This window comes from Bdellovibrio sp. HCB274 (assembly GCF_047306075.1).
Lineage (GTDB): Bacteria > Bdellovibrionota > Bdellovibrionia > Bdellovibrionales > Bdellovibrionaceae > Bdellovibrio.
This window is the reverse complement of sequence record NZ_CP178623.1, coordinates 2,085,477-2,109,639: the sequence shown is the minus strand read 5'-3', so window position 1 is coordinate 2,109,639 and position 24,163 is coordinate 2,085,477. Positions and strand designations below refer to the sequence as shown.

Below are 24,163 nucleotides of genomic sequence, written 5' to 3'. Positions count from 1 at the left end.
ATAGTCGGGGGCTCACTTAAAAATGCTGGCCCTTCTCTGGGCTCGGGTCTTAAGATTAAAGGCATGAATACAAAGATTTTCAAATTCAACGCGTTCCTGGCGATCTATGGTCTTTTAAAAATTCCTCTATTGGTTTTCATCGGACCAAAAGTGGTAGAGATGACGGATAAAAAATTCGTGATCAAGATTCCATTGGGCTATCGCACGAAAAACCATCTGAACTCGATGTACTTTGGTGCCTTGGGCGTAGGGGCAGAGCTTTCCATCGCGGCACCAGCGGTGCAGGTGATTGCGGAAAGCAAACAAAAGATCGACTTCATTTTCAAAGACTTCACCGCTCAGTACGGAAAACGCGCTGACGGTGATGTGCACTTTGTTTGTGACGAAGTTGAATCGGTGGTGGCTTTGATTAACGAAGCTAAAACCAATCCAGCCCGTATCGAAAGAAAAATGAAGGGTTACGCGATTGTCCCAAGCAAAAGCGATGAACCAGTCATGACTTACGAGCTGACTTTGTCAGTTAGAAATCGCTCCATTAAATCATAAGATTCACGGAGTTACTGATGTTGAATCAAATCTTAATTGCCCTGGGTATCGGTATTGTTGCGGGAACTTTGGATATTCTTCCGATGCTAAAGGATGCGAAAACCAAGCCGCCACAGTATCGCTATTCCATCATGTCGGTATTCGCAACTTGGATTTTATTGGGCCTGGTTATTCCGTTTGTCTCGTGGGATATTCAGCCGTGGTTAAAAGGTTTCATTATCGGTTTCGTTGGCATGGTACCAACCATGATCCATGCCTACAGCCGCCTGCAAAGCTTGCCTATCGCTCTGCGCATTTTGGTTCATGGTGGAGTGCTGGGCACACTTGTCAGCGTTGCCGCTGATGTGCTTTTCAAACAGCTTGTCTAATCGGTTTCCCACTTAAAGACAGGCGCGGATTATTCCGCGCCGAATTGATTAAGCTTTTTCACACTCGCTTCGTATTCTGAGATCAGTTTTTGATAGATCTCGCGCACAGTCAGAATTTCTTCCACCAACCCAACAGATTGCCCTGCGGTCCAAACAGTTTTCCAAGTGGGCTTAACTGCTGCTTCTTCCAGTGATTTCATCCCCATCAAGTGAATCAATGGCACCATGTACTTCTTGGTCAGCTTGTGGTCTTTTAAAACTTTCATCGCCCAAGGTAAGTCCGTACCTAATTTTTGCACATAAGGAGTGTTGATCACCGCGGCGGGAGTTCCGGAAACCCGTGTGGTCATGACGATATCTTCAGGTGTGGATTTGATAATGGCGTCCTTGTAGGCTTTATCCACGTTGGCTTCACGGCTGGCGATAAAACGAGTACCGACGCTCACTCCGTCTGCGCCTAGTGCCAGGCAGGCAGCGATCATCGAGCCGTGGGAAATGCCACCGGCCGCCACAATTGGAATTTGAAGGCGTGTTTTAAGCCACGGAATTAGAACCAGGGGAGAGATTGGTCCCGCGTGGCCACCAGCTCCCGCGCCCACTGCAATCACGCCATCAGCTCCCAGATCCTGACATTTTAAAGCGTGTTCAAGATTGGTTACGTCGCAAAAAACTTTCGCGCCGTTTTTGTGCGCTTCTTCGATAACTTTCTTAGGATTACCCAAAGAAGTGATGAACAAGTTCACCCCGTGATCCAACGCGATTTTCAAATCATCATTTTGACGGGTGTTGGATTTATTCACGATGATGTTAATGCCGATGGGCTTTTTGGTTTTTTCGCGCATTTCTTTTAAGGCCGCCGCATAGTTTTCCAAGGGGCGATAGTTCAATGCCGGAAATGTACCGATTCCACCAGCCTCGCTGGCTTGGGAAACGATCTCAGCATTACTCACCAAAAACATCGGTGCAGCAATAATTGGATAGTCGATGCCCATCAGTTCGGTGAATGGTGTCTTGATTTTTTTAAGCATGTTTTGCTACCTCAGTATGGTGTGAGTGATAAATTCCTTTAGGTCCGGAGGATAAAAAACTAACTACGCAGGCAATGGCGCAGAAAACAGCGCCTTGAGTTCCGAAAAGTTCCATGGCCATCACGGTACACGCAAGTGGTGTCATGGCCGCCCCGGCAAAGACCGCAACAAAACCCATACCCGTCAAAAGGGAAAGTGGCAGTGGTAAAAACCAAGCTAGAGCATTTCCTAAAGTTGCACCGATAAAAAATAACGGTGTAACTTCGCCACCTTTAAATCCCGAGCCCAGAGTGATTGCGGTGAATAGGATTTTTAAAACAAAATCATAGGGCGCCACATGCTGCTGAAAGCTTTCCACAATAACCGGAAGGCCCAATCCTAAATAGCGATCCGTCTGCATCAAAGCAGCCAGTACGATTACCAGTATCCCGCCGACAAAAGTGCGCACTAAAGGATTGGTAATCGCATTTTTAAAAAGTCGAATCACATGATGCAGACTCTTGATGAAAAAGCGTGCGCAAAGGCCGAATGCGATGCCCGCTAGAATTGCGTAACCGATATTCATCATGCTTAGCGCAGCGGTATCAGAAATTTTATAAACTGTATGATGAATTCCCCAAAGCGAGCAGACCCGATCAGCAATGATTGCAGCTGCAAAGCAGGGAAGAACCGCGGCATAACGAATTCTTCTTAAAGAAAGGACCTCTAGGCCAAAGATCGCGCCAGCAAGGGGAGTACCAAAAACAGAAGCAAATCCCGCCGAGATACCCGCCATCAAAAGAAGCTTTCGCTCGCTATTATCAAATTTAAACAAATGAGTTAATTGATCTGAAATTGAAGCACCCATTTGCACAGCCGTGCCCTCGCGTCCTGCCGAGCCACCAAACAAATGAGTCGCAAGTGTCCCAAACAAAACCAAAGGCGCCATTCTTAAAGGCACCACTTGTTTGGGGCTGTGAATTTCATCCAGGATCAGAATGTTTCCGGCTTCAGTGCCTTTCCCATGGCGGTGGTAAAGCCAGGCAATCAATATACCGGCAACAGGAAGCAGAAATAAAAGCCAGGGATTTTCAACGCGGGTGCGGGTGACAAAGTCCAAGGAGGCAAGGAAGCCCGCAGAGGCAGTTCCGGCAAGAAGGCCGATAACGATGGAGATGGCGGACCATCGGAACGCGAACTTAAGCAAAAAAAATCCTCCTCGATACCATTCAGCATACGAGGAGGATTTAGAAGGGCAAGAACTTTCTCTATCCCTTATGTTTTCAAATAACGACTGATCAAAGTATACACTTCTTTCTTGATCTCGTTTTCCCGCTCAGGGGACTGCGGACCCAGAAGACTTAATTGCAGGATGTTATTGAAGCTGCTCACGATGAACAGTGCAATCATCTCGCGATCACGTCCTGGAATCTGTGGCATATGCTGCAGAACCGCTTTTTGATAATGTTCAAAGAACACACGGCGAGTTTCCCAGTAATCCAACATGCCCTGAACACCTTGAAGAGCTGTTCTTAAAGGACGGTTGTCGTGGAAACGGGCGAAACCAATATCAATAAACGCGTGGATTTTAGCATCCAGGTCTGTTGTTGTCAGTTTTGCCAGGTTCTCTTCAATATATACCAAATCTTTTTGCAAAAGATCATCAATCACCGCAGCGACGATGGCTTCTTTGTTGGCAAAGAATTGATAAAGCGAACCGATACTTACTCCCGCCATCTCTGCAATCTTATCCGTAGTGATTGCATGATACGGTTCCTGCACTAAAAGTCTCGCACAGGATTCTACGATGCTCGCCACAGTTTCTTTAGAGCGTTTTTGCACCGGAATTTTAAGCATATACTTTTTGTCCGGATTGTTGTGGCTGATTGGACTTGCACCCATGATTTCCTCCTTGTTGAGGTTTATTAACTAAGCTCGTGTTCATATTCGGTCATACCGGTTTGATATTCAATACTAGTTGGTTAAGTATCATTTAGCGGTACCAAGGATTTGCCAAGGGGTACATGTGAGAAATTTTTCTGAACCATTGTCTTATTCTGAAACTAGACCTAAAAGCTCTTTGTTTATTACTTGGTCGCAATAAAACCATCTAAAAAACGCTCTTTTCCGAATTTTTTACGGATATTTCCGCAAAAACTTAGTCAAAATTCCACGAGTTTCCATGGGATTAAGTTAGGTGCCTTCTTACTTTTCTGTAATATACAGAGTAGGTTGAGTGAGTGTGCACAGTGAGAACACAGTCCTTCATCACGCCGAGTCATTGAGCAAACGAGGTCAGGCCTCACATTTACATAAATGTGAAAAGTATGATCCTGGTCATTCGTAAAATTGAATTTTCGTATGATAATAGGCTATGCTCTCTAGGAGGTAATTCCATGGGCGGTAATGTGAAACTAAGCGTGTGTGTTCGAAATGGCAGCAATGAAGTTTTGGAGCAAAATGATCTATCCAAAGCGACGTGCGGAGACCGTGTAGGTTCCGTTTGTCAGAATGCGGTTTGCGCGGATATGTGCAAACAGGTCGCAGAACTTTCTCCCCTGCAAGAAGGGATGAACCTTTTTAAAAATCAAAACATTGATGGTCATTATGTCGATGTGATGATGGTTAAGAATGGCGAAAACATTACGACGATTCTTCATCCGCTGTCCCAGGGTGCGGATAAGGTCGATAAGCAGGCCGAGTTTTTAATCGGTCGCGGTTTGACTCCAAGTGAAGTTCGCATCATCCAAATGGTAATGAGCGGTCAAACGAATCAGCAGATTGCCGAGCAGCTTTTTATTTCAAAAGCCACTCTGAAAACTCATTTGAACAACGCCTATAAGAAACTCCCAGCGGGCATGCGCCCCCAATCAGGACGTGTCGGCTAAGGAGCTGGCGTGTCCATAAAACGATCCTCGGGGCGATCGTAAAAGTGTCGGGTGATAACATACACCGGGCAGGAAGCTTTACGAACCACATTGCGCGTGAAGCTTCCCAAGATCGCCGAACTCATCGGTCCACTCTGGGCCTCCATCACAATCAATCCCGTATTCATTTGCGAAGCCGCTTCCAGGATTGCCTCATCCACAGACTTATACGAACTATCGATCTGGTATTGGGCGGTGACGCCTTCATTATGAGCCCAGGTCACCCAATGGTGAGCGCGTGAGGATTGATGCTCAATCTGCTGCTCGACGATTTGTTCGAGCGTCAGCATCTTGCCTTTGAAATTATAAATTTTTGGACGTGTGTCCATCTCAAAAAGACTTTCAATAGGGCGGGCTATGCAGTGAAAAAGAGTTACTTCGGCATTTAATTTTTTTGCCAGATCCAGCACCTGGCGGAAGTTCTCTTTGGAGTGATCGCCGAACTCAGTCGGAAATAAAATGTTCGTGATGGGCTTGGCAGTCGCTTGAGATCCTACCACCATCACCGGTACATCGGACTCCAGCAGCAGGCTTTCCGCAAAGCTCCCCAGAAGAAACCTCTGAAAACCCTGGCGCCCGTGATTTCCCACCACAATCATCTGGGCTTTGATTCGATCAGCGAAGTTGGTCAAAGTCTCGGCCGCACCGGCATGAGATTGGGAGGCGTGAGGGATCACCTTGGGTTCCAGCAGGAAAGGCAGGTGATAGTCTTCAAGAACCTCTTTAAACAAAGCCTCGGCGGTTCTGGAGTGATCTGTCACCCAGGTTGGCACTTCGTAGCTGGGAAGGACGATCTCGTTTTCTCGCAGCAAATAGACGGGTAAAATGTCCGCCCCCGTGCGCTCGTGCAGACGAGTCAGATAGGTGGCCATTTTTAGATTTAGTTCTTTGTTGTCTTCAAAGGCATCCATGGCCCAGATAATTGTCATACCGTCCTCCTGCAGCTGATTTTCGCGCGCGCTTATCTCTATTGCGCCCGAAAATCCCTATCGACGGCAAGACCAGCCCGAATCATCTTGTGAGGATACAAAAAAGGCCCACCAGAGGTGAGCCTTTAAAGCTTTTAGTTTGTAGCCGGATCGCCCGCGCCCAGAGTCGTGCCCTGTTCTTTGGCAGCTTCCTGCTCTTTTTTCAGGATGTACTTTTTCGTCGCTTCCGGAAGTTCATTCCACATGCGAAGTGAAAGGAACAAGCCCATGAAGGCGAAAGGCAAAAGGAACAATGGCCAGTAGTGCCAGCTTTTCACTGACAAGTAACCGATCGCCAAAGACTGGATACCTGAACCCAGGTACACGCAACCATCAACGATACCAGATGCTGTGGCAGTCATTTTCTTACCACCAAAGTCAGCCGCCGCTGTACCAGACATCAGGGAGTGAACCCCGATAACAGCCAGTGTGATCATAATCGCCGCACCACCCACGATGTTTGGTTCTTTAGTCAGGAACACTGACATCAGGATCAAAAGCACGATCATCAACGCATTGTTGATCGCAGCCGGAGGACCACGTCGGGATTGGAAGACACGGTCAGAAAGCATTCCGGCCATGAAGCCACCCAGGATACCGGTCAAGCACAGTAGCAAGCCCCAGTTTTTAATAAAGAACTGAGAGGCGTTATAGAAACCCTCATCGATGCCTTTCATCTCGTGCGCAAACACCAGATACCATTGCATGATACCGTTACGAAGAACGCCGGAAGTAAAGTCCACCAAGGCGATCGTGTACATGATAGGGCTGGAGAATACTTTTTTAAGAACCACTTTCATCGTGATCTTAAGATTTTCGTCGTCGTCAGAAGAAGCGTCCGCTGTATCGAACTCACCAAAGTTTGCTTCCTTCGGAGAATCCTTCAAAAGAACCATGTCAATCAAAGCCCAGCAGATCAATAGGAATGCCGGGATCGTAAACACCAACCAAGTGGCGTTAGTCACACCTGTGTCGATAGCAAAGATGTGCTGGATGAAGCTTTGGAAAGCCGTCATCTGGCCTTCAATGTGAAGCTTGGAAGCCTCAACGATCGCCTGACCCCAGTCGAAGGCAAAGTACACACCGAAAGAAATCAGCGTACCGAAGATCGCGCCGAAGACACCGCGCTCACGCACGTGGAACCAGTAGGCTTTAACTTTGATGATGGAAACGGCACCGTAAGATTGGAAGAACATGTTCAGGGCGAACAGGATCGAGAACGCCACGACCATGTTTGTTTTCAAACGACCCATTAGGTAAAGGTACGTTGCTCCACCCATTAGTAAGTTCATCAAAGAAGAACCCAGGGTTGCGATGATGATCCCTTTTTTACCGCCGATTTTATCGACGATGGGACCATTGATTAGGAAAGAAAGACCGTAAGTGATGGTACCTGCTGCAAAGATGATCCCGAATTGTTCTTTGGTCATCATGTCGCCCAGGGCGTTTTTGGAAACGTTCAGATTGTAACGTCCCATATAGAGGAAGGCATAAGACATGCCCAGAGGGAACCAGTTGATAAAGCGACGGATCATAAACTTGCGCGAATGACCCAACGGATTGTTGCTGAAGTAAAGGATGATTACCGCAGCAAGACACAGTCCCACTAGAAACAAAGCCATGGAAGCCTCCAAAATTTTATTTGCGGGGAGAACGTAAGCGATAAAAAAGGAATTTGCAATCGGGGGAGTGCGCTTATTCGCTTCACAATCTTTAGGATTTGGTCAATTTCACTCTCAGATGGCTATAAATTCAGCGCATCACGATATTGGTAGTCAGCCTTCTATTCACATTTGAAATAACACCTGCACATTTTACAGAGAGAGCAGCGCGTTTTTCCCTCTGGGAGCTTCAATTCAGCGCTATTGGAGCTGGTTTTCATCCATAAGCAAAACTTATGGAAGGGACAAATATTATCGTTTTGTGCTTATAGGTCCAGGTTGATAAGTTGTGTATCAGAAGGAGACAACAAGTTTGATTCTCCTCCCTCGGAAGGTCCTTGGACCCCTCTCGAACGCAAGAGAGCCCCGGTCCCACATATTTTGCCGCTTTCGCGGCGTTCGAAGTCCCACCCAAAAATCCCACCTTAAAAAGCCCTCCGAGGGGTTGCGCGCGTACGCATCAAGCCTTGCCGGAAACGCCCTGGGCCATTATTCTCATTTGCATGTCATTTAAGTACTTCCCCCTCTATGAAAAGCAAAAAGATACAACTCAATATCGCAAGATTTCCTCAGATCACGTCAGCGTGCAAAAAATCGGGGAACGCGAAGTTTTAGTGGTTAACCCTGAAGCCCTGGAGCTGATTGCTCAGGAAGCTTTGAGCGATGTGTCGCACTTGCTGCGTTCAGCCCACTTGCAAAAATTGGAAAATATTCTACAGGATCCGGAAGCTTCCGCAAACGATCGCTTTGTAGCGGTGGATCTATTGAAAAATGCGATTATCGCGGCACAAATGGAGTTCCCATCCTGCCAGGATACGGGAACTGCGATTGTGGTGGGTAAAAAAGGTGAATCTGTTTTTACAGGATTTGATGACAAGGAGTTTTTGTCGAAAGGTGTTTATAACACCTACCAAAAACGCAACCTGCGCTATTCGCAAATGGCGCCAGTGACATTCTTTGAAGAGAAAAATACCGGCACCAACTTGCCAGCGCAAATTGATATCTATTCTGAAAAGGGTGACGAGTATCATTTCCTGTTCCTGGCTAAGGGCGGTGGCTCTGCCAATAAATCTTATTTGCATCAAAAAACCAAAGCAGTTTTGAATCCGGAAGGGTTTGAAAAATTCGTGAAGGAAGTTTTGGTGTCTTTAGGGACGGCGGCGTGTCCTCCGTACCATTTGGCGTTCTGTGTGGGTGGTACTTCTGCTGAAGAAACTTTGAAAATAGTTAAATACGCCTCAGCAGGATATCTGGATGGACTTCCGACTTCAGGTTCTGAGGGTGGTCGTGCGTTCCGCGATATCGAAATGGAAAAACAAGTTGAAAAATGGGCTCGCGAATCCGGAATCGGAGCGCAGTTCGGTGGTAAGTATTTCGTGCACGATGTGCGCGTGATCCGCCTGCCTCGTCACGGCGCAAGCTGTCCGATTGGTGTGGGTGTGAGCTGCTCTGCAGACCGTAACATTCGCGGTAAAATCACCAAGGAAGGTATCTTCCTTGAGCAATTGGAACTTCACCCTGAACAATATCTGCCAAATCATCTTCAAGACACGGCAGCTGAAGCAATCAGCATTGATTTGAATCAGCCGATTGAGGAAACTCTAAAAATTCTTTCGTCTTTGAAAGTGGCAACTCGTGTGATGTTAAACGGTCCGATGATCGTAGCCCGCGATATCGCACACTCGAAGCTAAAAGAAAAAGTGGATCGCGGTGAAGGTGTTCCTGACTACTTTAAGCAGTATGCCGTTTACTACGCAGGTCCTGCGAAAACTCCAAAAGGTTATGCATCAGGTTCATTCGGCCCAACGACTTCCGAGCGCATGGATCCATACGTGGATACATTCCAAAGCCTGCGTGGTTCGATGATTATGCTGGGTAAGGGCAATCGCTCTCAGCAAGTGACGGATGCTTGTAAAAAGCACGGTGGTTTCTATCTGGGCTCGATTGGTGGCCCAGCAGCGCGCTTGGGTAAAGAGTGCATCACGAAAGTGGAAGTGCTGGATTTCCCAGAACTCGGCATGGAATCCGTATGGAAAATCGAAGTAAAAGATTTCCCAGCCTTCATCATCGTCGACGACAAAGGCAATGACTTCTTCAAGTCCTTCCTGCGTAAAGTCTAAAAGGTACGGACACACTTTTGGTAGCAGCAATGCATTAAGAAAATTCGGACTTACCAAGAGGTACGGATTTACTTAAACAATAAAAAAGGCAGGATGAGTTCCTGCCTTTTTTATTTTGATGCGCCATTGCTACCAAAAGTGTGTCCGTACCTTTAGGTGTCGTTAGTGAAGAAGCTGGAGCCGTTGCGTTTTAGGTGGTTTAGCAACAACGGGATTGTGCCGTAGGCCAGATTCATGATGACCGGGCCGAATAGCAGGCCTGGGATTCCGAACATGATGACGGCGCCGATGACACAAGTGAAGCCCACGAGTGGATTGATTTTTTGATCACCCATGTTGCCAGCTAGAATTGGCTTAAGAATATTATCAATTGTTCCAGCCAGAGTTGCGACGATGGCCATACCGATGGCAGGACCGATGCGATCACCGATGAAAGCTAAAATTGCCAATAGGAAACCCACGGGCGCCGCGCCAATGATGGGAATGAAGGAAACTACAAAGGTCACGGTCACGACCAACCAGAAGTCGCCCTCGCCGAAAATCAATCCGCCAATGCCGATAAAGAATGCCTGAATCACGCCGATCACGAAAGTTGAAAACAACGTTACAGCACAGGCTTCTTTAGCCACCTTGATTAGATTTTCTGTGAGCTTGTCGTCAACCAGACTATAGCGAATGACGAATTCCTTGATAGGAGCCGCTTTTAATAAAAGCGCATACAAAAATACGACGAAGATAAAGAAGTTAAATAAGATCCCAGGAAGCTGAGTAACCAGGGCAGAAGAAAAAGCCAAAGCCCAATTTCCAACTTTGCCAAATACAGAGGCTATCATTCCTTGGGCAGGAGTTACCAAATCGTATCCGGTCCACTGCGTGGCTTGCTTTAGTAAATTCAAACCAGATTTTTGCAGATTTTGTAGCTGAGTCATCACTGGCGTTGCTGCAAATTCCTGCGGCGAAGCCAAGTGAACACCAATGCGATAAGTTGCCAGCGTCAACGGAAGCCAAACCAATGCCAAGCCCACGATTGTAAGGCACGCCAACGACAACCAGCGCGGAGCCCGGGTTTTTGCGCACATGCGATTTGCAAAATTAATTAATCCCATCGCAAAAATACCGGCAAGAATTAATGGTAAAAGGAAGGGAAGGTTGATGTAGGTAAAAAGACCTGCCATCAGAAGAAGGATTATCCACGTGATCAATTCGGATCGTTCTTTTAAAGCATCAATCATGGATTAGATTAAACTGTGTTTCTTAGATGCATGCAAGAAAAGACACGCAGGAAGCAGCGCCAACGAACTGATGCCTCCCGCAATAAAAACGTACATTAATAATTTATTAAACTACGACTGAGGAAAGGAATTGCACGCCCAATTCTTGTGTGTTGGTCTCTTTATTCCATTTCGACCAGCGCACTTGTCCTTCCAAAGAGACAAAATCGCCTTCTTTGTTTTGATATGTTAAATTCACAAAGTCCTTATGCTCATAAAAAGGCGCTTGAATTTTCATGCAGGAGCCGTGGGGCGAGAGATTTTCAAAGCTTCCGCCCAAAATCGGCTGAAAGCCTTTGTTCTGATTGCCCAATGGCAGTTTTGAGGGGCTTAAAAGACCCTTGGAGGTCGCGTGTTCGCGGCGATCCTGACGTGACTCCACGTTTTTTCCATCCAGATACTTATGGATATTTCTAAGAATATTGCCTTCTTCGGTTTTCCACATCACTACGAAATCATTGTCGGCTTTTAGGCGGATGCGCATGGTGCTGGAAAGTTCACTCACGATAAAGAAGATTTTTAAGTTCGGCGTGTTTTTTTGCAGGTGGCGGTAAAGCTCATAGTGGCGCACTTCCAAAAACGGCAAGTAAGCGACGATGATTTTTTCTGAGTCTGGATCGAGCTTCATCAGCTCACGTAGATCATACGGATTTTCGACGATTTCGGCTTTCAGTGTTTTGTCTTTTTTGATTGCGGTTGGCAGTGCGTGGATACCGTTAATATAGATGTGTGCTTTCATCGAAGCCCTCCCCAGAGCGAATGAAGTTTTTTGAGATCAGCAACGTTCCATGCAATGAGACAAAGCAACTTAAGGGCCATGGCCAGTTGTAAAATAAGGGGAGGAGAAGCGAAAAAGTTAGACAGCTGTCATGGTTTTAGATGACAGCTGGTGAATGCTAACAGGTTGAATATGAGCTGAAAATTAAGTGACCTTTTGTCCGTTTGCCCAAAAGCTTGCCGATTCCACCAGGCCCGACAGGACGGAGTGGAAGTGAGCCTGGGTCTGAAGCTTCTGTTTTCCGAAGCGGTTTTCGAGCTCCGTCTGAATAAAAGGCACTTTGGCTGTTCCGCCAGTGAGACAAACCAGATCCACTTGCTCGGGCTTGATTTGAGCTGATTCCAGGCAGCGATCCAGGCCTTCGAATATTTTATGACGGGTATTCATCGCCCAATCCACGAACTGCTGAGTCGTGAATTCTTCCGTAAGCTCAATACCGGGATAGTCGAAAGTGAAATCTGTCTGCGCTGCTGCGGAAAGCCCTCGTTTGGTTTTTTCAATGGCTTCAAAGAACGGAAAGATCTGCTGGTCTTCCAGTAAGATGAAAAGACGCTCGATGCTTTCTTTGTCCTTGGCAGTGAGTGAGCACTTTTTAACTTCACGAATAAATTCGTAAGTGTCGCGCTCTTTTAAGTGAACGATGTGGGCAGGGTGATTCAGTTTTTGCGAAATCGCTGGAGGCATCGATAAAACGTTACTACTCATTGGCAGGCGATAGCGGGACTTTGCACCGAAGTGATCACTTAAGCGGTGGCTCATGAAAACTGAATCCAAAGCGTCTCCAGCCAACGGGCAACCATCAATCGCCAGCACATCTTTGTTATCAAACCCTTCGGCGCGCAGACGAATCAAAGTGAAGTCAGAAGTACCACCACCAAAGTCACCAATCAGAACAATCTTTTCCTTGGTGATTTGTTTGCGATAGTCAAAGGCGGCGGCCAAAGGTTCCGGAACGAATTGCACTTCTTCAAAGCCTGCCATTTTTGCGGCCTTTTCCATACGATGTAAAGCAAAGCCATCAGCGACAGCATCCATCGAATAGCGCGCAGGGCGGCCGATGACTGCTTTAGTAATCGTGTGATTTAAATGTTTCTCAGCGCGTTTTTTTAATTCCAATAAGAAAATGCCCACCATGTTTTCTAATGTTACGATGCGGTTTTCAATCACTGTGCCGAGGTAACTTTGGTTCGCCAGATGCGATTTGAAAGAGCGGAAAAGTCGACCTTCCATGTCCTGTTCGATGTATTGCTCGATGGCTTCAGCACCATAGTAACAAAGATCAGGATTTGGGAAGTAAAGCAGTGTGCGCATTAATGTCGGATCTGCGGACTTGGGATCAAGCGGAAGGGCCCCGTGAACTTTGCCTTGATGAAACGCTCCCACCAGGGAGTTACTGGTTCCAAAATCAATGGCAAGAAACGAGTCAGACATATTGCAATCCTTCTTTAAATCAGTCACCCTAAAGGAGTCATTGTATCATTGGAGTGGCGTGTGGATAAGCGAAAACTGATTGATCATATCCGAAGCGAAGTCGAAAAAGACGTCGAGGCATTAACGGCCTCTGCTAAAGCTACGATTGAAGCTGCCACGGGCGAAGAATCCAAAGCTGAAAATCAATACGATACTCGGGGCCTTGAGGCTTCTTACCTTGCGCGAGGCCAGGCAAAACGTATCGCAGATATTAAAGAATTCCTGGTCGTACTTAAACACGTGAATGTTAAGGACTTCGGTCCTGACGATAAAATCGCAGGCACTGCTTTGATCGAAGTCGAAAACAATGGCAAAACCAGCCACCTGTTCATGATGACCCATGGTGGTGGTGTTACCGTCACGTTCGAGGGTAAGAAAGTCCAAATCGTGACTCCGAACAGCCCTCTGGGCGAGGCGCTGCTTGATCTTGTCGAGGGCGATGTCGCCATTGTTGAGCAAGGCGATCAGGTTCGTGAGTACGAAATTATCTCTGTTAAGTAAGGTTACTTAAAGTTATCCATCAAAGGAATATCACGTTGAATGCCATTGAAGGGGCCGCAATAAACGGTGTCTTCAAGCCACGTGATTTCGTTTTTCACATCGTCTTTAAAAATAACTTTGGACCAAAAACGATTCGTGTTGTCCCAGGAATAGCCGCGGGATTTTAAATGCTCTTTTGATTCAAACGGGGCGGAGCTTGCAATCATATGAGTCATCATACGTTTGGCGTTGGAGGTAAGCTCCATCAAGTATGGTTTTTCACTTTGTGATTCAGGAATGCTTAGCAGGTAAAGCAAGGCATCCACATCATTTAGCGCACGATGAGAATCCGTGAAGAATCCGTGATAGATGTTTAGGAGTTCCAATTTTGGACTGGTGAAACCTTTTGAGTGCCAGTCGACCTGTTTAAAGGAGCAGCCCCAGATTCTTTCCTTGGAAGTTTTGGATTTGCGATCAATAAAAGGACGATCAAACTTGGCATTGTGAGCAATCACCAGGCAAGTTTCAGAGATCAATTGATCAACGTGATTCCAATCAATATTCTTGCCCGCGAGATCTTCATCGGTGATGCCAGTGAGGGCCACGATCTCTGGCGAAAGTGGGCGACCTGGATCTTGAAAAGCTGAATAGGATTTACCTAAGCGCAAAATCTCACCGGTGTTTTTGTTGAAATCAAATTGACGTAGACCAATTTCAATAACTTGATCTTCGTTCTGATTAAGACCTGTGGTTTCCACATCCAGCACCATCGCGGTGCGAACCAGATCCTGATTGGTGTGCAGCCAGTTTTCTGTGACGTATTCTGGTGGCTTAACAGGACAATCAATAAGTTTTTTCAAAGTAACGGTGTTACCGTCTTGTGATTTACCGATCCAACGAAATGCCATAGAAATCCCCAGTCTTAAATTCACCAAGGATTATTGTTGAACCTTCGTTCATTTTCATCTGAAAAGCGCCGCTGAAATGCAGCGTCGGAAGGTTTAAAACTACTCAACCAAGACTTTTTCAGTGTCTTTGGGGCGACCCACCATCTCGGGCGGTAGTTGCCAGAATATCCAAGCCGAACTGCATGTAATTAAACCCATACAAAGGAATGCAGCACGGAAGGCTCCCAGCGCCATGCCGCCGCCCGGGGCTCCGGGGTAATGGGCGGCAAAAGTACTAAGCAAGGCACCCGCTGCGGCGACACCAAAACTCATCGCCAGCATTTGTACCATCGAAAACAGACTGTTCCCACTGGAGGCCAAGCGCGGCTGCAGGTCTTTTAAAGTCAAAGTGTTCATCGCAGTGAATTGCAAAGAATTGACTGTTCCAAAAATCAGCAACTGAACGATGCGCAACCATTGTGGCTGATTTTCGTTAATCAGGGCAAAGCTTGCCATCATGATTCCCACAGTCAGTGTGTTGTAAACCAAAGTGTTACGATATCCCCAGCGCGTGATTAAAGGCGTCGCAAGTTTTTTCGCGTAAATTCCCGCAAGTGCCACGGGGATCATGGTCATGCCCGCTTGAAAGGGCGAGTACCCTAAACTGATTTGCAAGAAGAGCGGAATCAAAAACGGCATACTGCTGCTGCCGATACGGGCAAACAAATTCCCCAGAAGTCCGATGGTGTAGGTTGAGGATTGAAACAGTGAAAGCGAAAACAACGGTCGGTGAGCATGGCGGGCATGCAACCAGTAAGCACTTAAAGCCGCCAGACCAAAGATTATCAAAATTAAGACGATCGCTTGTGGGAAGCGCAATTCCGACATTCCATCCAATGCCAGGGAAATCAAAACCATGCTTAACGAAAGTAAAATAAAACCAGTTAAATCAAATTTTGGAGTTTCGATGCCGCGAATGTCGGGCATATCAAGGTAAGTGGCGATGCAACCAATGATGCCGACTGGAATGTTTATTAAGAAAATCCAGTGCCACGAAGCGTACTCCACCAGATAGCCACCCAGAGTGGGACCGATCAAAGGTCCAATCAGGGCGGGGATCGTCACGAAACTAATGGCGCGTAAAAACTGATTCGCCGGAAAAGCGCGCAGAACAGCCAGTCGACCGACGGGCATCATCATAGCGCCGCCCACTCCTTGCAAAACTCTGGAGACCACGAGTTGAGTGAGAGTTTGAGAGAGTGCGCAACACAAAGAACCAATTGTGAATATGAGAATGGCAGAGAAAAATACTTTACGGGTCCCGAAGCGATCAGCTATCCAGCCCGAAGCGGGAATTAACACTGCAATCGTTAAAGCGTAAGCGATCACCACTGCCTGCATCATGAAGGGACTTGTATTCAGACTTTTCGCCATCGAGGGAAGTGCGGTATTTACAATCGTCGCGTCCAGCGTCTCCATGAAAAAGCCGATGGCCACCAGCCAAAGTAAGCGATTCGATGATGGAGAGGAAGATGCCGTGTATGTGGAAGTGGGAGTCGTGGACATGGAATAGCCTCGCATTCTCTTTATACTCTTCTTTCCAAAGGACAGCAAAATAAGATCGCTTTGACGGCGTTGTTGAAAAGCAGTTAGACTTTCTAAATGACGATTTTTCGCCTGTTAAGTATCACCCTCATGTTAGCATTTTCTTTCGCCGATGTTGCCTACTCCTCTGATGGATTGCATTGGAATGATCCTACGGATTCCAAGCCGTTTTTTCCGTGGTTGTGGGAGGATCAATTCAAACCCACGATTGTGAAAGGGTTTGATGAAACCGGCGCACGAATCATCGTCGGTGGTTTGATGGCATCGGCTGCCGCAGCTTCGCAGGATGACAAGGTTCTCGACTTCACACAAAGTCACGATCTTATGTCAGAAGACTGGAAGCAGTTAGGCGCGATGTTGGGGAGTGGTGGTCCGGGAGTGATCCTCGCAGTTTCTCAACTTTGGTGGGATCAGACGGCGGGTTTGCAGGCATTGCGTGCGATGTCTTTAACGACACTGACTCATGTAACCCTGGCCGCGAGTATCAATCGTCAACGTCCAACAGGTGATCGAGGTTGGGCTTGGCCTTCGGGGCACACTTCGAACGCTTTTGCGATCGCAACCTCATTGGCTTATTCATATGGTCCCTGGATTGGAACGGCGGCGTATACGACGGCGACGTTTATTGGGGCTTCTCGTATTGCCTCGCAAGTGCACTGGCTCAGTGACACGGTGGCGGCAGCGGCTCTCGGTATTTATTGGGGCCGCGCCAGTGCGCAGGTTACCAAGGGTGAAAAAGATCCGATTACATTTTATCCGGTTCCAGTGCCGGGAGGCTTGATTGTCAACTATTCGCAAAGTTTTTAGTATTCTCCTGTGTGCCACCGTGTTGTTCAGCGCGGTGAATACTCATGCCCAGGATTCAGCAGCGACGCCTGACGTTTCTAATTTGATCGAGAAAAAACCATCTGATCTTTATGAACAGTACAGACACCTTCCGAAATCAGCTTCAGAGTTCGAGCCTGGTGATAAGTGGAAGTACTTTGGAATCATGTATGGTTTGCAGTGGGGAGTATATCTTGTCACTCAATGGGAAACTATCGAGGAGCATGCCTCTTTTGATAACTGGATTCATAATCCCTGGACTCCTGATTATGACAAGGACACCTACGACTACAATATTTTTAAACACGCCTATTCGGGGCAGTTGTATTATCAGTTTTATCGCTCGCGCGGTTACGATGAAGTGACAGCTTTCTATTGGACAGTCGCATCGTCCATGGCTTTTGAATTTACCATCGAAACAATGACCGAGGTTCCAAGTTTTCAGGATATGTATTTAACTCCTGTCTTGGGTGCGGTTGTGGGTGTGGGCTTTGAAAAATTAAGTTTGTACTATCACTCCAAGAAAACTCTACCGTATCGTTTGTTGGGTTACGTATTTAATCCGTTCACGTTGTTGCCAAGTTCCCAGTACGGATATGTGGCTCCGATCGTTTCAGAAAATTATAAAGGCGTGAACGTCAGCTGGAGTTTTGAATGATGATTAAAATTATTTTTTCATTCTTAGCTGCGCTGACATCCCTTCAGGCGATTGCCCAAGAGCAGAAGGACTATCTAATTAAAGAGTCCACGCCAGAAGTGTTTGCTGTTGATCAGATCTGGAGAGAGGGCACGCACATTGCTGCCGGCCTGGGAATTCAGGGTGGGGTTTACCTTGTTGACGGCGCTTCGCGGGATTTTGGTGCGGGTATCGCTGGTAAAACGGATGTGGGTTATTACCTGAATGACAAATGGGCCTTGGAAGCAAGTTCCCTGATTAAGTTTGCGCGGGTGAACGATTACCGCATTTGGGGAACGCAGTTGTCAGTGGGATTTAGATATCGCCTGCCAGCGGGGTGGTTTGATGAGCAGGTTCCTTATTTTAGAGCTTTCACTGGTTCAAATATCAACGTGATCTATCTGGATGGCCGTAAGCTTCCAGAGTTTGATGAAGTCTATAACCGTATCCAGTTCGAAGGCCCGATGTTGGGTGTCGCCTGGGGCGGAATGCGTTTATCACAAACAAAGACTGTCTGGTTCTGGGAAGTCGCTGTGACCGGGGAGTGGTTGACCCGGGAAAGCGGCATTCAAATGGAGAAAGATGTGCCTGTTGTTGTGGCAAGATCGTCTCTGGATGGACGCTCCCAGTTGTATTCGATCTATGTCACCATGGGTGGCTTCATTTTTTAATCTTAACGCCGCGCCCAAAGTTGACCTTGAACTAAAGACAGGTATGATCTGATCTTCTTCGCACGCACGATTGCCTCGGTGGCGAAATTGGTAGACGCACAGGACTTAAAATCCTGGGATTCCTTTACAGGGTCGTGCCGGTTCGATTCCGGCCCGAGGCACCATTCCCTCTCCAAATTTCTTCGGACAGTCCTCGTTCTTTTTGTTTTACGTTTCATTCTGTTGATTGATGGGTTCAATGTTTTTTCTGTGGGTTCCAGTTGGCTACAGAGCACTGCGGAACTTGAAATTTGGAGAGGGAATGGTGCTCGTGGTTTTTTTCTGGCTGCCCCTTCGTGGCTCGCCTTTAGGTTTTTGTTTTGCAAACTGCTCGCAGCATATAGGTTTTTTCTGGGCCTTGATCTTCAATAGCTGTCTCAATCGTTTGAAGGCCGGCGGCACACAGTTCTTTTAGAAGAGTATCCACGGGATACACTCGTCTTTGCGGGCACCATAGTTCGCCATTGTATTCAGTTACACCAGCGAGAGAGTTATTCTTGGTTTTGTGCCATAGAATGTAATCATTATCGAAGCGAAGTGGTTCGGGATTTGCGCACATGGCTGCAGTTTCACGATAGGCCATGGTATCTATAATGAAAATACCACCTGGGCGCAGGGCGCTGGCGATAGCTTTATATAAACGACTGCGATCCTCTTCTAAAACGATACAGTGAATGCAGTGACTGTCGTAGATAAGGTCGTAGGATTGTTTGCGTTGTTCAAGTTCAACCACATCGCCAACTTCAAAAGAAATATTTCGGCCGAGCTTTGCCGCCATCTCTTTTGCTAACTCGATGGCAGTCGGGGAGATATCAATTCCGGATGTCGTAAAACCAAGATCCGCAAAATAGTGCGCGGTGGAGCCACCACCGCAGCCTAAATCCAATGCTGTCTTAGATTCAGTTTGAGGAAAATGTTTCGTGACTAATGAGTCAAGAATTGCCTCGGTGTTGGTGCACCTAAAATCACTTAACGTTTTCTTCTGCCAACCAACTCCGTTGTTTTGGCGAATTTGTTGATAAGCGATTTCGTGTTGGAAGTAGTAACGATTTTCAGACATACAACTATTCCAGCCATGAGCGAGGTATCGGTCAACAAGAAAGAGTTGTGTTTCCTGGGAATCAATAACCTGTCAGTTTGGTTTCAGGACTGAGGATAAAAACGCCAGAAGGGCCGGTGGCTTGAAGGTACTCATCACCAGAATTAATGCCTAAGCTCACTGTTGCAGCCTGATAAAGGCTGCCTGATTGATCTTGCAAAATAAGATGGCGAATGGGACCAGGGCCTGAATCCATGGTCGTTATACCATGTTTGGTTACGTCAATGAGCTTTATCGGCGTGAGTTCCAAGGCTGAGTCGGCTCCCACAAGATCACTTTTTATATTTGGGTAATAGCGTGCGGATTCGGTCTGCACGATTTGATTTGGGATTTTAGCCATTTGTTCTAAACAGCTGTACCCGGGCTCTGGCGCACGAAGGATCGCGGCTGGTTTTATGAATCGAACTTTTGAAGAAAGTATTTCTGCGGAGAGAGGAACTTCGTTTTCAGTGTAAATGCAAGAACGCGACAGCGATCCATAATAACAGAATCGCAAACCGCCCAAAACAAACACGCAGCAGAAAATCACAGAAATCTTTTTCATCGCATGACCATGCTAGCATATTCTGAACTCTGTGTGCCAGTGCTGGAAACAGTTGCGAAGTGAGGTATTGCGATGCAGAACCGAACGGTTTTGCGTCGCGGTAATCACGCCCTAAAAGTTTCAAGCTGCTTTCTTACGGTGGTAAGTTTTTGCACCAAAGACTCCGTGCTTTGCTCCAGGGATTTGATTCTGGATTCCTGGGCGCTGGTTCTTAGATCTTTGGCTTCCTGGATAAGTGGTTCCAGTTGAGTGTCGAAGTCTGCTAGGCGGGTTTTTAAGATGCTGCGATCTTCATCAGTTAGCGTTGAACCTTCGGGACGTTTTAAATCATTAAGCGATAGAGTAAGTGCCGCAACCTTTTGCCCTAAGAGGCCGAAGTCCTGCATTTTTTGTTGGTGCAGGTTGTGGCGGGCCTCCAGGATGGCAGCTTTTTCGGCGATCACTTCAGCAGCTTTTTCTGCCTTGGCGCGGGCCTCAGTCAGGTTTTGGGAGAGTTTCAGAACTCCGTCGGAAACCCCTTGCCCGCACTCAGTAAAGCGGCTCAATAGCTTTTGCGCCTGTTCAAAATCGAAGTCAGACTTCAAATCCATGGTCTGAATTTTATCGCCCAAGCGAACGATTTCAGAGAGATAACTGTCTAAAACTAATACGGATTCTACAAGTGGGGACGGTTCTTTGATTTTGCTTGCCATGGCAGAGGTATGACACGGGCTCGGTTTTGCTGTCACTGTAACTTTCGTTACATTAGGCTAATCTAAAAGCGCCCAAGGATGGGTAATCATTTTAGGGTCCCTATACGCTGCTTTCGTTTTGGGCAGCTTTTTGATAGAAGAAGTTCCAGCCAAAAACTTAAAGGGAGCGTTATGAAGGTTCTATTTACTGCGGTTTTATTGTCTGGTCTTTGCTTGTCAGGTCTTGCGCAAGCTTCTCAAGTACCTAACGAGGTACTAAACACGTTCCAACTTCTTCGTTCCTATACAAATCGTTATGAAGCTACTGGGAAATCCTTGAATGGTGGAACTTGTACTTTAAATATCGACTACGACCCATCGGCAGTGGTTGTAACTTTGGTTGGTGATACAACGGCATTCAAAGACACTGCAAGCTATCTGACAGTGATCAAAAACGTTGATTCCTTTTCAAACGAAAAAGTCACTTTCGGTGATAGCGGTTGGGATGGCGAGGAGACTCGTTTTACACTAGCTCGCACCGCGACTGAGCTAACTGTTTCCGCTCAGTATACTTACAGTGAATATTACGGCGGCGGCTCGACAGCAGACACTTGTATCTTTAAAAAGAAATAGTCTTAAAAGTAAAAACCCCACTTCAAAAGAGTGGGGTTTTTGTTTAATTGAGCTTGGTAAATTCCTGATCCATTCTTTGCGACAGACCTTGCAGCAAAGGCCCGATCTCTTCGACCTTCTCGATCGGCAGGCGATTGAAAATCACCGCCCACGCAACACCATTTGATTTCTTAACAAAGTAAGACAGCGTTCCGGTTTCCAGCGCTCCCGCGTGACCGAACTCCTTGCCACCTTCGCGGCTGACCCAACCCATAGAGGCTGTGGGGTTACCGATGTTAGTATTCGGGGCAACCATCAATTCAACAGTTTCAGGTTTCAGCAATTGTGTTTTTCCCAAGCCCGGTGTTACCGCGTGCAGAATCAAAACTAAATCTGACGGAGTTCCGATCCAGCCCCCATGACCATCCATCGTGGGCAGATAGAATTCGTTATAAGCCATAGGACCCTTAGTGGTGCCATCAAACTGTGAAGTTACCATGGGGCTGCGAGGATCGTCGTAATAGCGGGATTCTTCCGGTAAAAGCTCAATCAGACGACTGCCGCCAATGCGCATGTCGGTGATACCCAGCGGTGCCATTACGTTCGTTTTAAGATAGTCCTCGTAAGGCTGGCCGCTTAGTTTTTCAATCACGCGGGCCAGCACGTTGTAACCAAAATTTGAATAGTGGTATTGGCTGCCTGGGGCGCGATCCAAATTTTTATATTGTAAAACGTAACGAATCACAGTTTTCGCATCTGCCGGTGCGGCAGATTTCATTTTTTTAGAGATGTTGAAAAGATCGTACTGCGGGTCATAGTCATCTTTTTCCGAACCCCAGCCGCCAGTGTGCTGAAGCAGATCTTTCAGAGTCACTTTTAGAACGCGCTTGTCTTTGATATTTTTGTATTCAGGAAGATATCCTTTGTTACCAAAGACCGGGCGATTCAAAGCTGTTGGAATATCGCCCCCGGATTTTTCCAGTAACTGAAAAACCGCGATAGCCGTCAGGGGTTTCGTGGAGCTTGCGATACGAAACGGTGTCGCGGCAGAAGTCAGCATTTGTTTTTCTTTATCTGAAAAACCAGCCGCTCCGTTATACGCAAACACTCCATTTTTAGAAACCGCCATAGCGCCGCCCGGGATGTTGTGCTTTTCGATAAACTCCTTAAGGATTTCCTCGAAGTTGGCGTTGGTGGGTGCAACTGGCTTCGAGGCACAGCCCAAAGTGGCCAGCAAAAACAGGGACGACAATAATAAACGCAACATCTGAAATCTCCTTTTTAAGTCGACTGCAGAAGAAGCATAAAATCTTTCATGTCCTGGGGTAAAGGAGATTCTATTTTAACAGGGCTCTGAGTAAAAGGATGTGTAAACTCCAGACTCAAAGCATGAAGCATCAATCGGGGTGGCGGAGGGGTTTTGTTGCAAGGGTAAATATCATCCCCAAAAATACCCATGTGCTCTTCCGCCAGATGCACGCGGATTTGATGCATTCTTCCGGTTAAAGGCTGAGCTTGGACCAGCATTCCGTGTTTGAATTTTTCGATCAGACGAAACTTAGTATGAGCTTTGTCACCCCCGGATTGGGTGGACTTCATCTTCATCTTTTTAAGTTTGTGGTCACGAACTTCGCCCAGATGATTCTGGATTTCCCAGGTTTCGGGCATTTTGCGATTTCGGGTCAGGGCCATATAGGTTTTTTGCACCAGATGGGACTTAAACATATTTGCCAAGGGGTCATTGGCCTCTTTGTTTTTTGCAAAGATCATCACGCCAGACGTGTCGCGGTCCAGGCGGTGGTGCAGGGCCAGGTAAAAATCCCGGCCACGTTCTGCTTGAAGCTGTTTTTTAAGTTCGGTGAAAAAGTCGGGACGGCTTTTATCCACCGTCGCCTGTGACGGTAGTCCGGCCGGCTTTTCAGCGGCCAGAAACCAATCGTCTTCAAACAGAATATTAAACATTATCTTTTATTGATCATGCAGAAGTTCAAGTTCTGCGTGATGATGTCGCGTTGATTTGCAAGTTCCTCTTTAGTGAACACGAAATCAGAAGGGCGGCACTTGTATTTGGTGATGTTATCAGCGATTGCTTGCGCTTCTTCCGGATTCACCGTCAAACGCCAGATCATCTTGATAGCCAGCCAGTTACGGATGTATTGGCAGCGGCCTGGTTCAAATGGTGGCAGATAGCCTTCAGGGCCTCTGTCGCCTTTGGACATATTTTCGTGGGACTCAGCTGAAACTAAATGCTCACGCAGGCCCATGTAGTTTGCATACAGGCAGCGAAGTTTATAGTCCCAGTTAAATGCACCCGACATATAAGCGTTTTTCAAAGGAACCATGTGGTCGATCTGAATTTGGCGCGAAGATGTCAGCTCTGTATTTGTATACGGATCATCCCATTTGCCATCTTCAACAACACAGAATTTGCCATTGCGATAAGTGACTTCAGATTTGCTGTCACGAACCAGAACCTTGGCACGAGTATTCATGCAGGTTTCGTCAGCGGGATCATTGATCCAGCGGCCGAAGTGAAGTTTGCGCATGTATTTTTCAGCCGGAACCGGCATGTCGTAATTGTATTGATTCCAACGAAGCAGGTTCACTACCAGGACCTTCACTTTGGAAGCAAAGGCCTCAAGAAGAACTCCTGGGGAAAGCATTTCGCTGGCCACGGATTTTGGCGTGCGAACTGTGACTTGTTCAAAGTTAGAATCGTCGACCATGTAGAACTGATGCCATTCAGGCTTGTCAGTATATGGTGCAGGAATCTGTTGTGATCCACTCGCTTGTGATGCATTGACAGGTGGAGATTGTTGCTCCAACTGTTCCTGTGCCCGGGTTGTGTTTGCACTCAGCAAAGCTGTTGCAAAGACCCCCATAAACGTAGCGAATTTCATGCCCCTCACGAAATCCATTATTCCCCCCGCGAATGAAT

Annotated in this window: 25 protein-coding genes and 1 tRNA gene; 10 read left to right on the top strand and 16 right to left on the bottom strand. The window is 46.9% G+C overall.

Annotated features, from left to right (window positions below; all coding sequences use genetic code 11):
- Positions 1-63: 63 nt before the first annotated feature.
- Both ACLWNV_RS10295 and ACLWNV_RS10290 read left to right on the top strand, forming a co-directional pair.
- Positions 64-546, top strand: a complete 483-nt coding sequence (locus ACLWNV_RS10295) for a DUF4442 domain-containing protein (protein ID WP_413584318.1) — start codon at positions 64-66, stop codon at positions 544-546.
- Between the two features lie 17 nt (positions 547-563).
- Complete coding sequence (locus ACLWNV_RS10290; RefSeq protein ID WP_413584317.1) at positions 564-914, top strand: hypothetical protein; 351 nt, start codon at positions 564-566, stop codon at positions 912-914.
- Between the two features lie 29 nt (positions 915-943).
- On the opposite strand, the gene ACLWNV_RS10285 is transcribed toward ACLWNV_RS10290, so the two are convergent.
- The 3 genes from ACLWNV_RS10285 to ACLWNV_RS10275 form a co-directional block, all read right to left on the bottom strand.
- Positions 944-1,942: an NAD(P)H-dependent flavin oxidoreductase gene (locus ACLWNV_RS10285; RefSeq protein ID WP_413584316.1), complete on the bottom strand. Its 999-nt coding sequence runs from the start codon at positions 1,940-1,942 to the stop codon at positions 944-946.
- Positions 1,935-3,128: a voltage-gated chloride channel family protein gene (locus tag ACLWNV_RS10280; RefSeq protein ID WP_413584315.1), complete on the bottom strand. Its 1,194-nt coding sequence runs from the start codon at positions 3,126-3,128 to the stop codon at positions 1,935-1,937. Before ACLWNV_RS10280 ends, ACLWNV_RS10285 begins: the two co-directional genes overlap by 8 nt.
- A 68-nt stretch (positions 3,129-3,196) precedes the next feature.
- Positions 3,197-3,823 carry a TetR/AcrR family transcriptional regulator gene (locus ACLWNV_RS10275; RefSeq protein ID WP_413584313.1) on the bottom strand — a complete coding sequence of 209 codons (627 nt, stop codon included), beginning with the start codon at positions 3,821-3,823 and terminating at the stop codon, positions 3,197-3,199.
- Between the two features lie 494 nt (positions 3,824-4,317).
- On the opposite strand from ACLWNV_RS10275, the gene ACLWNV_RS10270 reads away from it, so the two are divergent.
- Positions 4,318-4,809, top strand: a complete 492-nt coding sequence (locus tag ACLWNV_RS10270; protein WP_413584312.1) for a response regulator transcription factor — start codon at positions 4,318-4,320, stop codon at positions 4,807-4,809.
- On the opposite strand, the gene ACLWNV_RS10265 is transcribed toward ACLWNV_RS10270, so the two are convergent.
- Both ACLWNV_RS10265 and ACLWNV_RS10260 read right to left on the bottom strand, forming a co-directional pair.
- Positions 4,806-5,777, bottom strand: coding sequence for a universal stress protein (locus tag ACLWNV_RS10265; protein WP_413584311.1), 972 nt, complete (start codon positions 5,775-5,777; stop codon positions 4,806-4,808). The genes ACLWNV_RS10270 and ACLWNV_RS10265 overlap by 4 nt on opposite strands.
- Before the next feature lie 134 nt (positions 5,778-5,911).
- Entirely contained in the window at positions 5,912-7,438 is a 1,527-nt protein-coding gene (locus ACLWNV_RS10260) for an MFS transporter (protein WP_413584309.1), read from the bottom strand.
- Positions 7,439-7,980: 542 nt separating this feature from the next.
- Here ACLWNV_RS10260 and ACLWNV_RS10255 point away from each other — a divergent pair.
- Positions 7,981-9,597, top strand: coding sequence for a fumarate hydratase (locus ACLWNV_RS10255; RefSeq protein ID WP_413584308.1), 1,617 nt, complete (start codon positions 7,981-7,983; stop codon positions 9,595-9,597).
- A gap of 152 nt (positions 9,598-9,749) precedes the next feature.
- Here the strand turns inward: ACLWNV_RS10255 and ACLWNV_RS10250 are convergent, their stop codons facing one another.
- The 3 genes from ACLWNV_RS10250 to ACLWNV_RS10240 all read right to left on the bottom strand — a co-directional run bounded on the left by ACLWNV_RS10250 (position 9,750) and on the right by ACLWNV_RS10240 (position 13,077).
- Positions 9,750-10,829 (bottom strand): AI-2E family transporter, encoded by a 1,080-nt coding sequence (locus tag ACLWNV_RS10250; protein WP_413584307.1) that lies wholly within the window; start codon positions 10,827-10,829, stop codon positions 9,750-9,752.
- Positions 10,830-10,935: 106 nt separating this feature from the next.
- Positions 10,936-11,607, bottom strand: coding sequence for a PilZ domain-containing protein (locus tag ACLWNV_RS10245; protein WP_413584306.1), 672 nt, complete (start codon positions 11,605-11,607; stop codon positions 10,936-10,938).
- A 183-nt stretch (positions 11,608-11,790) separates the two neighbouring features.
- On the bottom strand, positions 11,791-13,077 hold the full coding sequence (locus ACLWNV_RS10240; RefSeq protein ID WP_413584305.1) for an Hsp70 family protein: 1,287 nt from the start codon (positions 13,075-13,077) through the stop codon (positions 11,791-11,793).
- Between the two features lie 60 nt (positions 13,078-13,137).
- Here ACLWNV_RS10240 and ACLWNV_RS10235 point away from each other — a divergent pair, with 60 nt between their 5' ends.
- Complete coding sequence (locus ACLWNV_RS10235; RefSeq protein WP_413584304.1) at positions 13,138-13,617, top strand: hypothetical protein; 480 nt, start codon at positions 13,138-13,140, stop codon at positions 13,615-13,617.
- Positions 13,618-13,619: 2 nt separating this feature from the next.
- On the opposite strand, the gene ACLWNV_RS10230 is transcribed toward ACLWNV_RS10235, so the two are convergent.
- Together ACLWNV_RS10230 and mdtD are read right to left on the bottom strand one after the other, a co-directional pair.
- The gene (locus tag ACLWNV_RS10230) at positions 13,620-14,504 is read right to left on the bottom strand and encodes a 3'-5' exonuclease (protein WP_413584303.1); all 885 of its coding nucleotides are present in this window, start codon (positions 14,502-14,504) and stop codon (positions 13,620-13,622) included.
- A gap of 99 nt (positions 14,505-14,603) precedes the next feature.
- Positions 14,604-16,049 carry a multidrug transporter subunit MdtD gene (gene mdtD / locus ACLWNV_RS10225; protein WP_413584302.1) on the bottom strand — a complete coding sequence of 482 codons (1,446 nt, stop codon included), beginning with the start codon at positions 16,047-16,049 and terminating at the stop codon, positions 14,604-14,606.
- A 96-nt stretch (positions 16,050-16,145) separates the two neighbouring features.
- Between mdtD and ACLWNV_RS10220 the strand changes: the two genes are divergently transcribed.
- The 4 genes from ACLWNV_RS10220 (at position 16,146) to ACLWNV_RS10205 (ending at position 18,424) form a co-directional block, all read left to right on the top strand.
- Positions 16,146-16,895 carry a phosphatase PAP2 family protein gene (locus ACLWNV_RS10220; protein WP_413584301.1) on the top strand — a complete coding sequence of 250 codons (750 nt, stop codon included), beginning with the start codon at positions 16,146-16,148 and terminating at the stop codon, positions 16,893-16,895.
- Positions 16,870-17,571 carry a DUF3943 domain-containing protein gene (locus ACLWNV_RS10215; protein ID WP_413584300.1) on the top strand — a complete coding sequence of 234 codons (702 nt, stop codon included), beginning with the start codon at positions 16,870-16,872 and terminating at the stop codon, positions 17,569-17,571. Before ACLWNV_RS10220 ends, ACLWNV_RS10215 begins: the two co-directional genes overlap by 26 nt.
- Positions 17,568-18,260 carry a hypothetical protein gene (locus ACLWNV_RS10210; RefSeq protein ID WP_413584298.1) on the top strand — a complete coding sequence of 231 codons (693 nt, stop codon included), beginning with the start codon at positions 17,568-17,570 and terminating at the stop codon, positions 18,258-18,260. The genes ACLWNV_RS10215 and ACLWNV_RS10210 overlap by 4 nt, the downstream gene beginning before the upstream one ends.
- Before the next feature lie 72 nt (positions 18,261-18,332).
- A tRNA-Leu gene (locus ACLWNV_RS10205) sits at positions 18,333-18,424 on the top strand.
- 182 nt (positions 18,425-18,606) lie between these two features.
- On the opposite strand, the gene ACLWNV_RS10200 is transcribed toward ACLWNV_RS10205, so the two are convergent.
- The 3 genes from ACLWNV_RS10200 to ACLWNV_RS10190 all read right to left on the bottom strand — a co-directional run bounded on the left by ACLWNV_RS10200 (position 18,607) and on the right by ACLWNV_RS10190 (position 20,634).
- On the bottom strand, positions 18,607-19,359 hold the full coding sequence (locus tag ACLWNV_RS10200; protein WP_413584297.1) for a class I SAM-dependent methyltransferase: 753 nt from the start codon (positions 19,357-19,359) through the stop codon (positions 18,607-18,609).
- A 61-nt stretch (positions 19,360-19,420) separates the two neighbouring features.
- The gene (locus ACLWNV_RS10195; RefSeq protein ID WP_413584295.1) at positions 19,421-19,942 is read right to left on the bottom strand and encodes a hypothetical protein; all 522 of its coding nucleotides are present in this window, start codon (positions 19,940-19,942) and stop codon (positions 19,421-19,423) included.
- A 104-nt stretch (positions 19,943-20,046) separates the two neighbouring features.
- The gene (locus ACLWNV_RS10190; RefSeq protein WP_413584294.1) at positions 20,047-20,634 is read right to left on the bottom strand and encodes a hypothetical protein; all 588 of its coding nucleotides are present in this window, start codon (positions 20,632-20,634) and stop codon (positions 20,047-20,049) included.
- Between the two features lie 171 nt (positions 20,635-20,805).
- Here ACLWNV_RS10190 and ACLWNV_RS10185 point away from each other — a divergent pair, with 171 nt between their 5' ends.
- Positions 20,806-21,246 carry a hypothetical protein gene (locus ACLWNV_RS10185; protein WP_413584293.1) on the top strand — a complete coding sequence of 147 codons (441 nt, stop codon included), beginning with the start codon at positions 20,806-20,808 and terminating at the stop codon, positions 21,244-21,246.
- Between the two features lie 43 nt (positions 21,247-21,289).
- On the opposite strand, the gene ACLWNV_RS10180 is transcribed toward ACLWNV_RS10185, so the two are convergent.
- Genes ACLWNV_RS10180 through ACLWNV_RS10170 form a run of 3 tightly spaced genes read right to left on the bottom strand, consistent with a single transcriptional unit; the run spans position 21,290 to position 24,125 of the window.
- Positions 21,290-22,492: a serine hydrolase domain-containing protein gene (locus tag ACLWNV_RS10180; protein WP_413584292.1), complete on the bottom strand. Its 1,203-nt coding sequence runs from the start codon at positions 22,490-22,492 to the stop codon at positions 21,290-21,292.
- Positions 22,493-22,506: 14 nt separating this feature from the next.
- On the bottom strand, positions 22,507-23,187 hold the full coding sequence (locus ACLWNV_RS10175; RefSeq protein WP_413584291.1) for an RluA family pseudouridine synthase: 681 nt from the start codon (positions 23,185-23,187) through the stop codon (positions 22,507-22,509).
- Positions 23,187-24,125 carry a DUF1524 domain-containing protein gene (locus tag ACLWNV_RS10170; protein ID WP_413584290.1) on the bottom strand — a complete coding sequence of 313 codons (939 nt, stop codon included), beginning with the start codon at positions 24,123-24,125 and terminating at the stop codon, positions 23,187-23,189. The genes ACLWNV_RS10175 and ACLWNV_RS10170 overlap by 1 nt, the downstream gene beginning before the upstream one ends.
- Between the last annotated feature and the right edge of the window lie 38 nt (positions 24,126-24,163).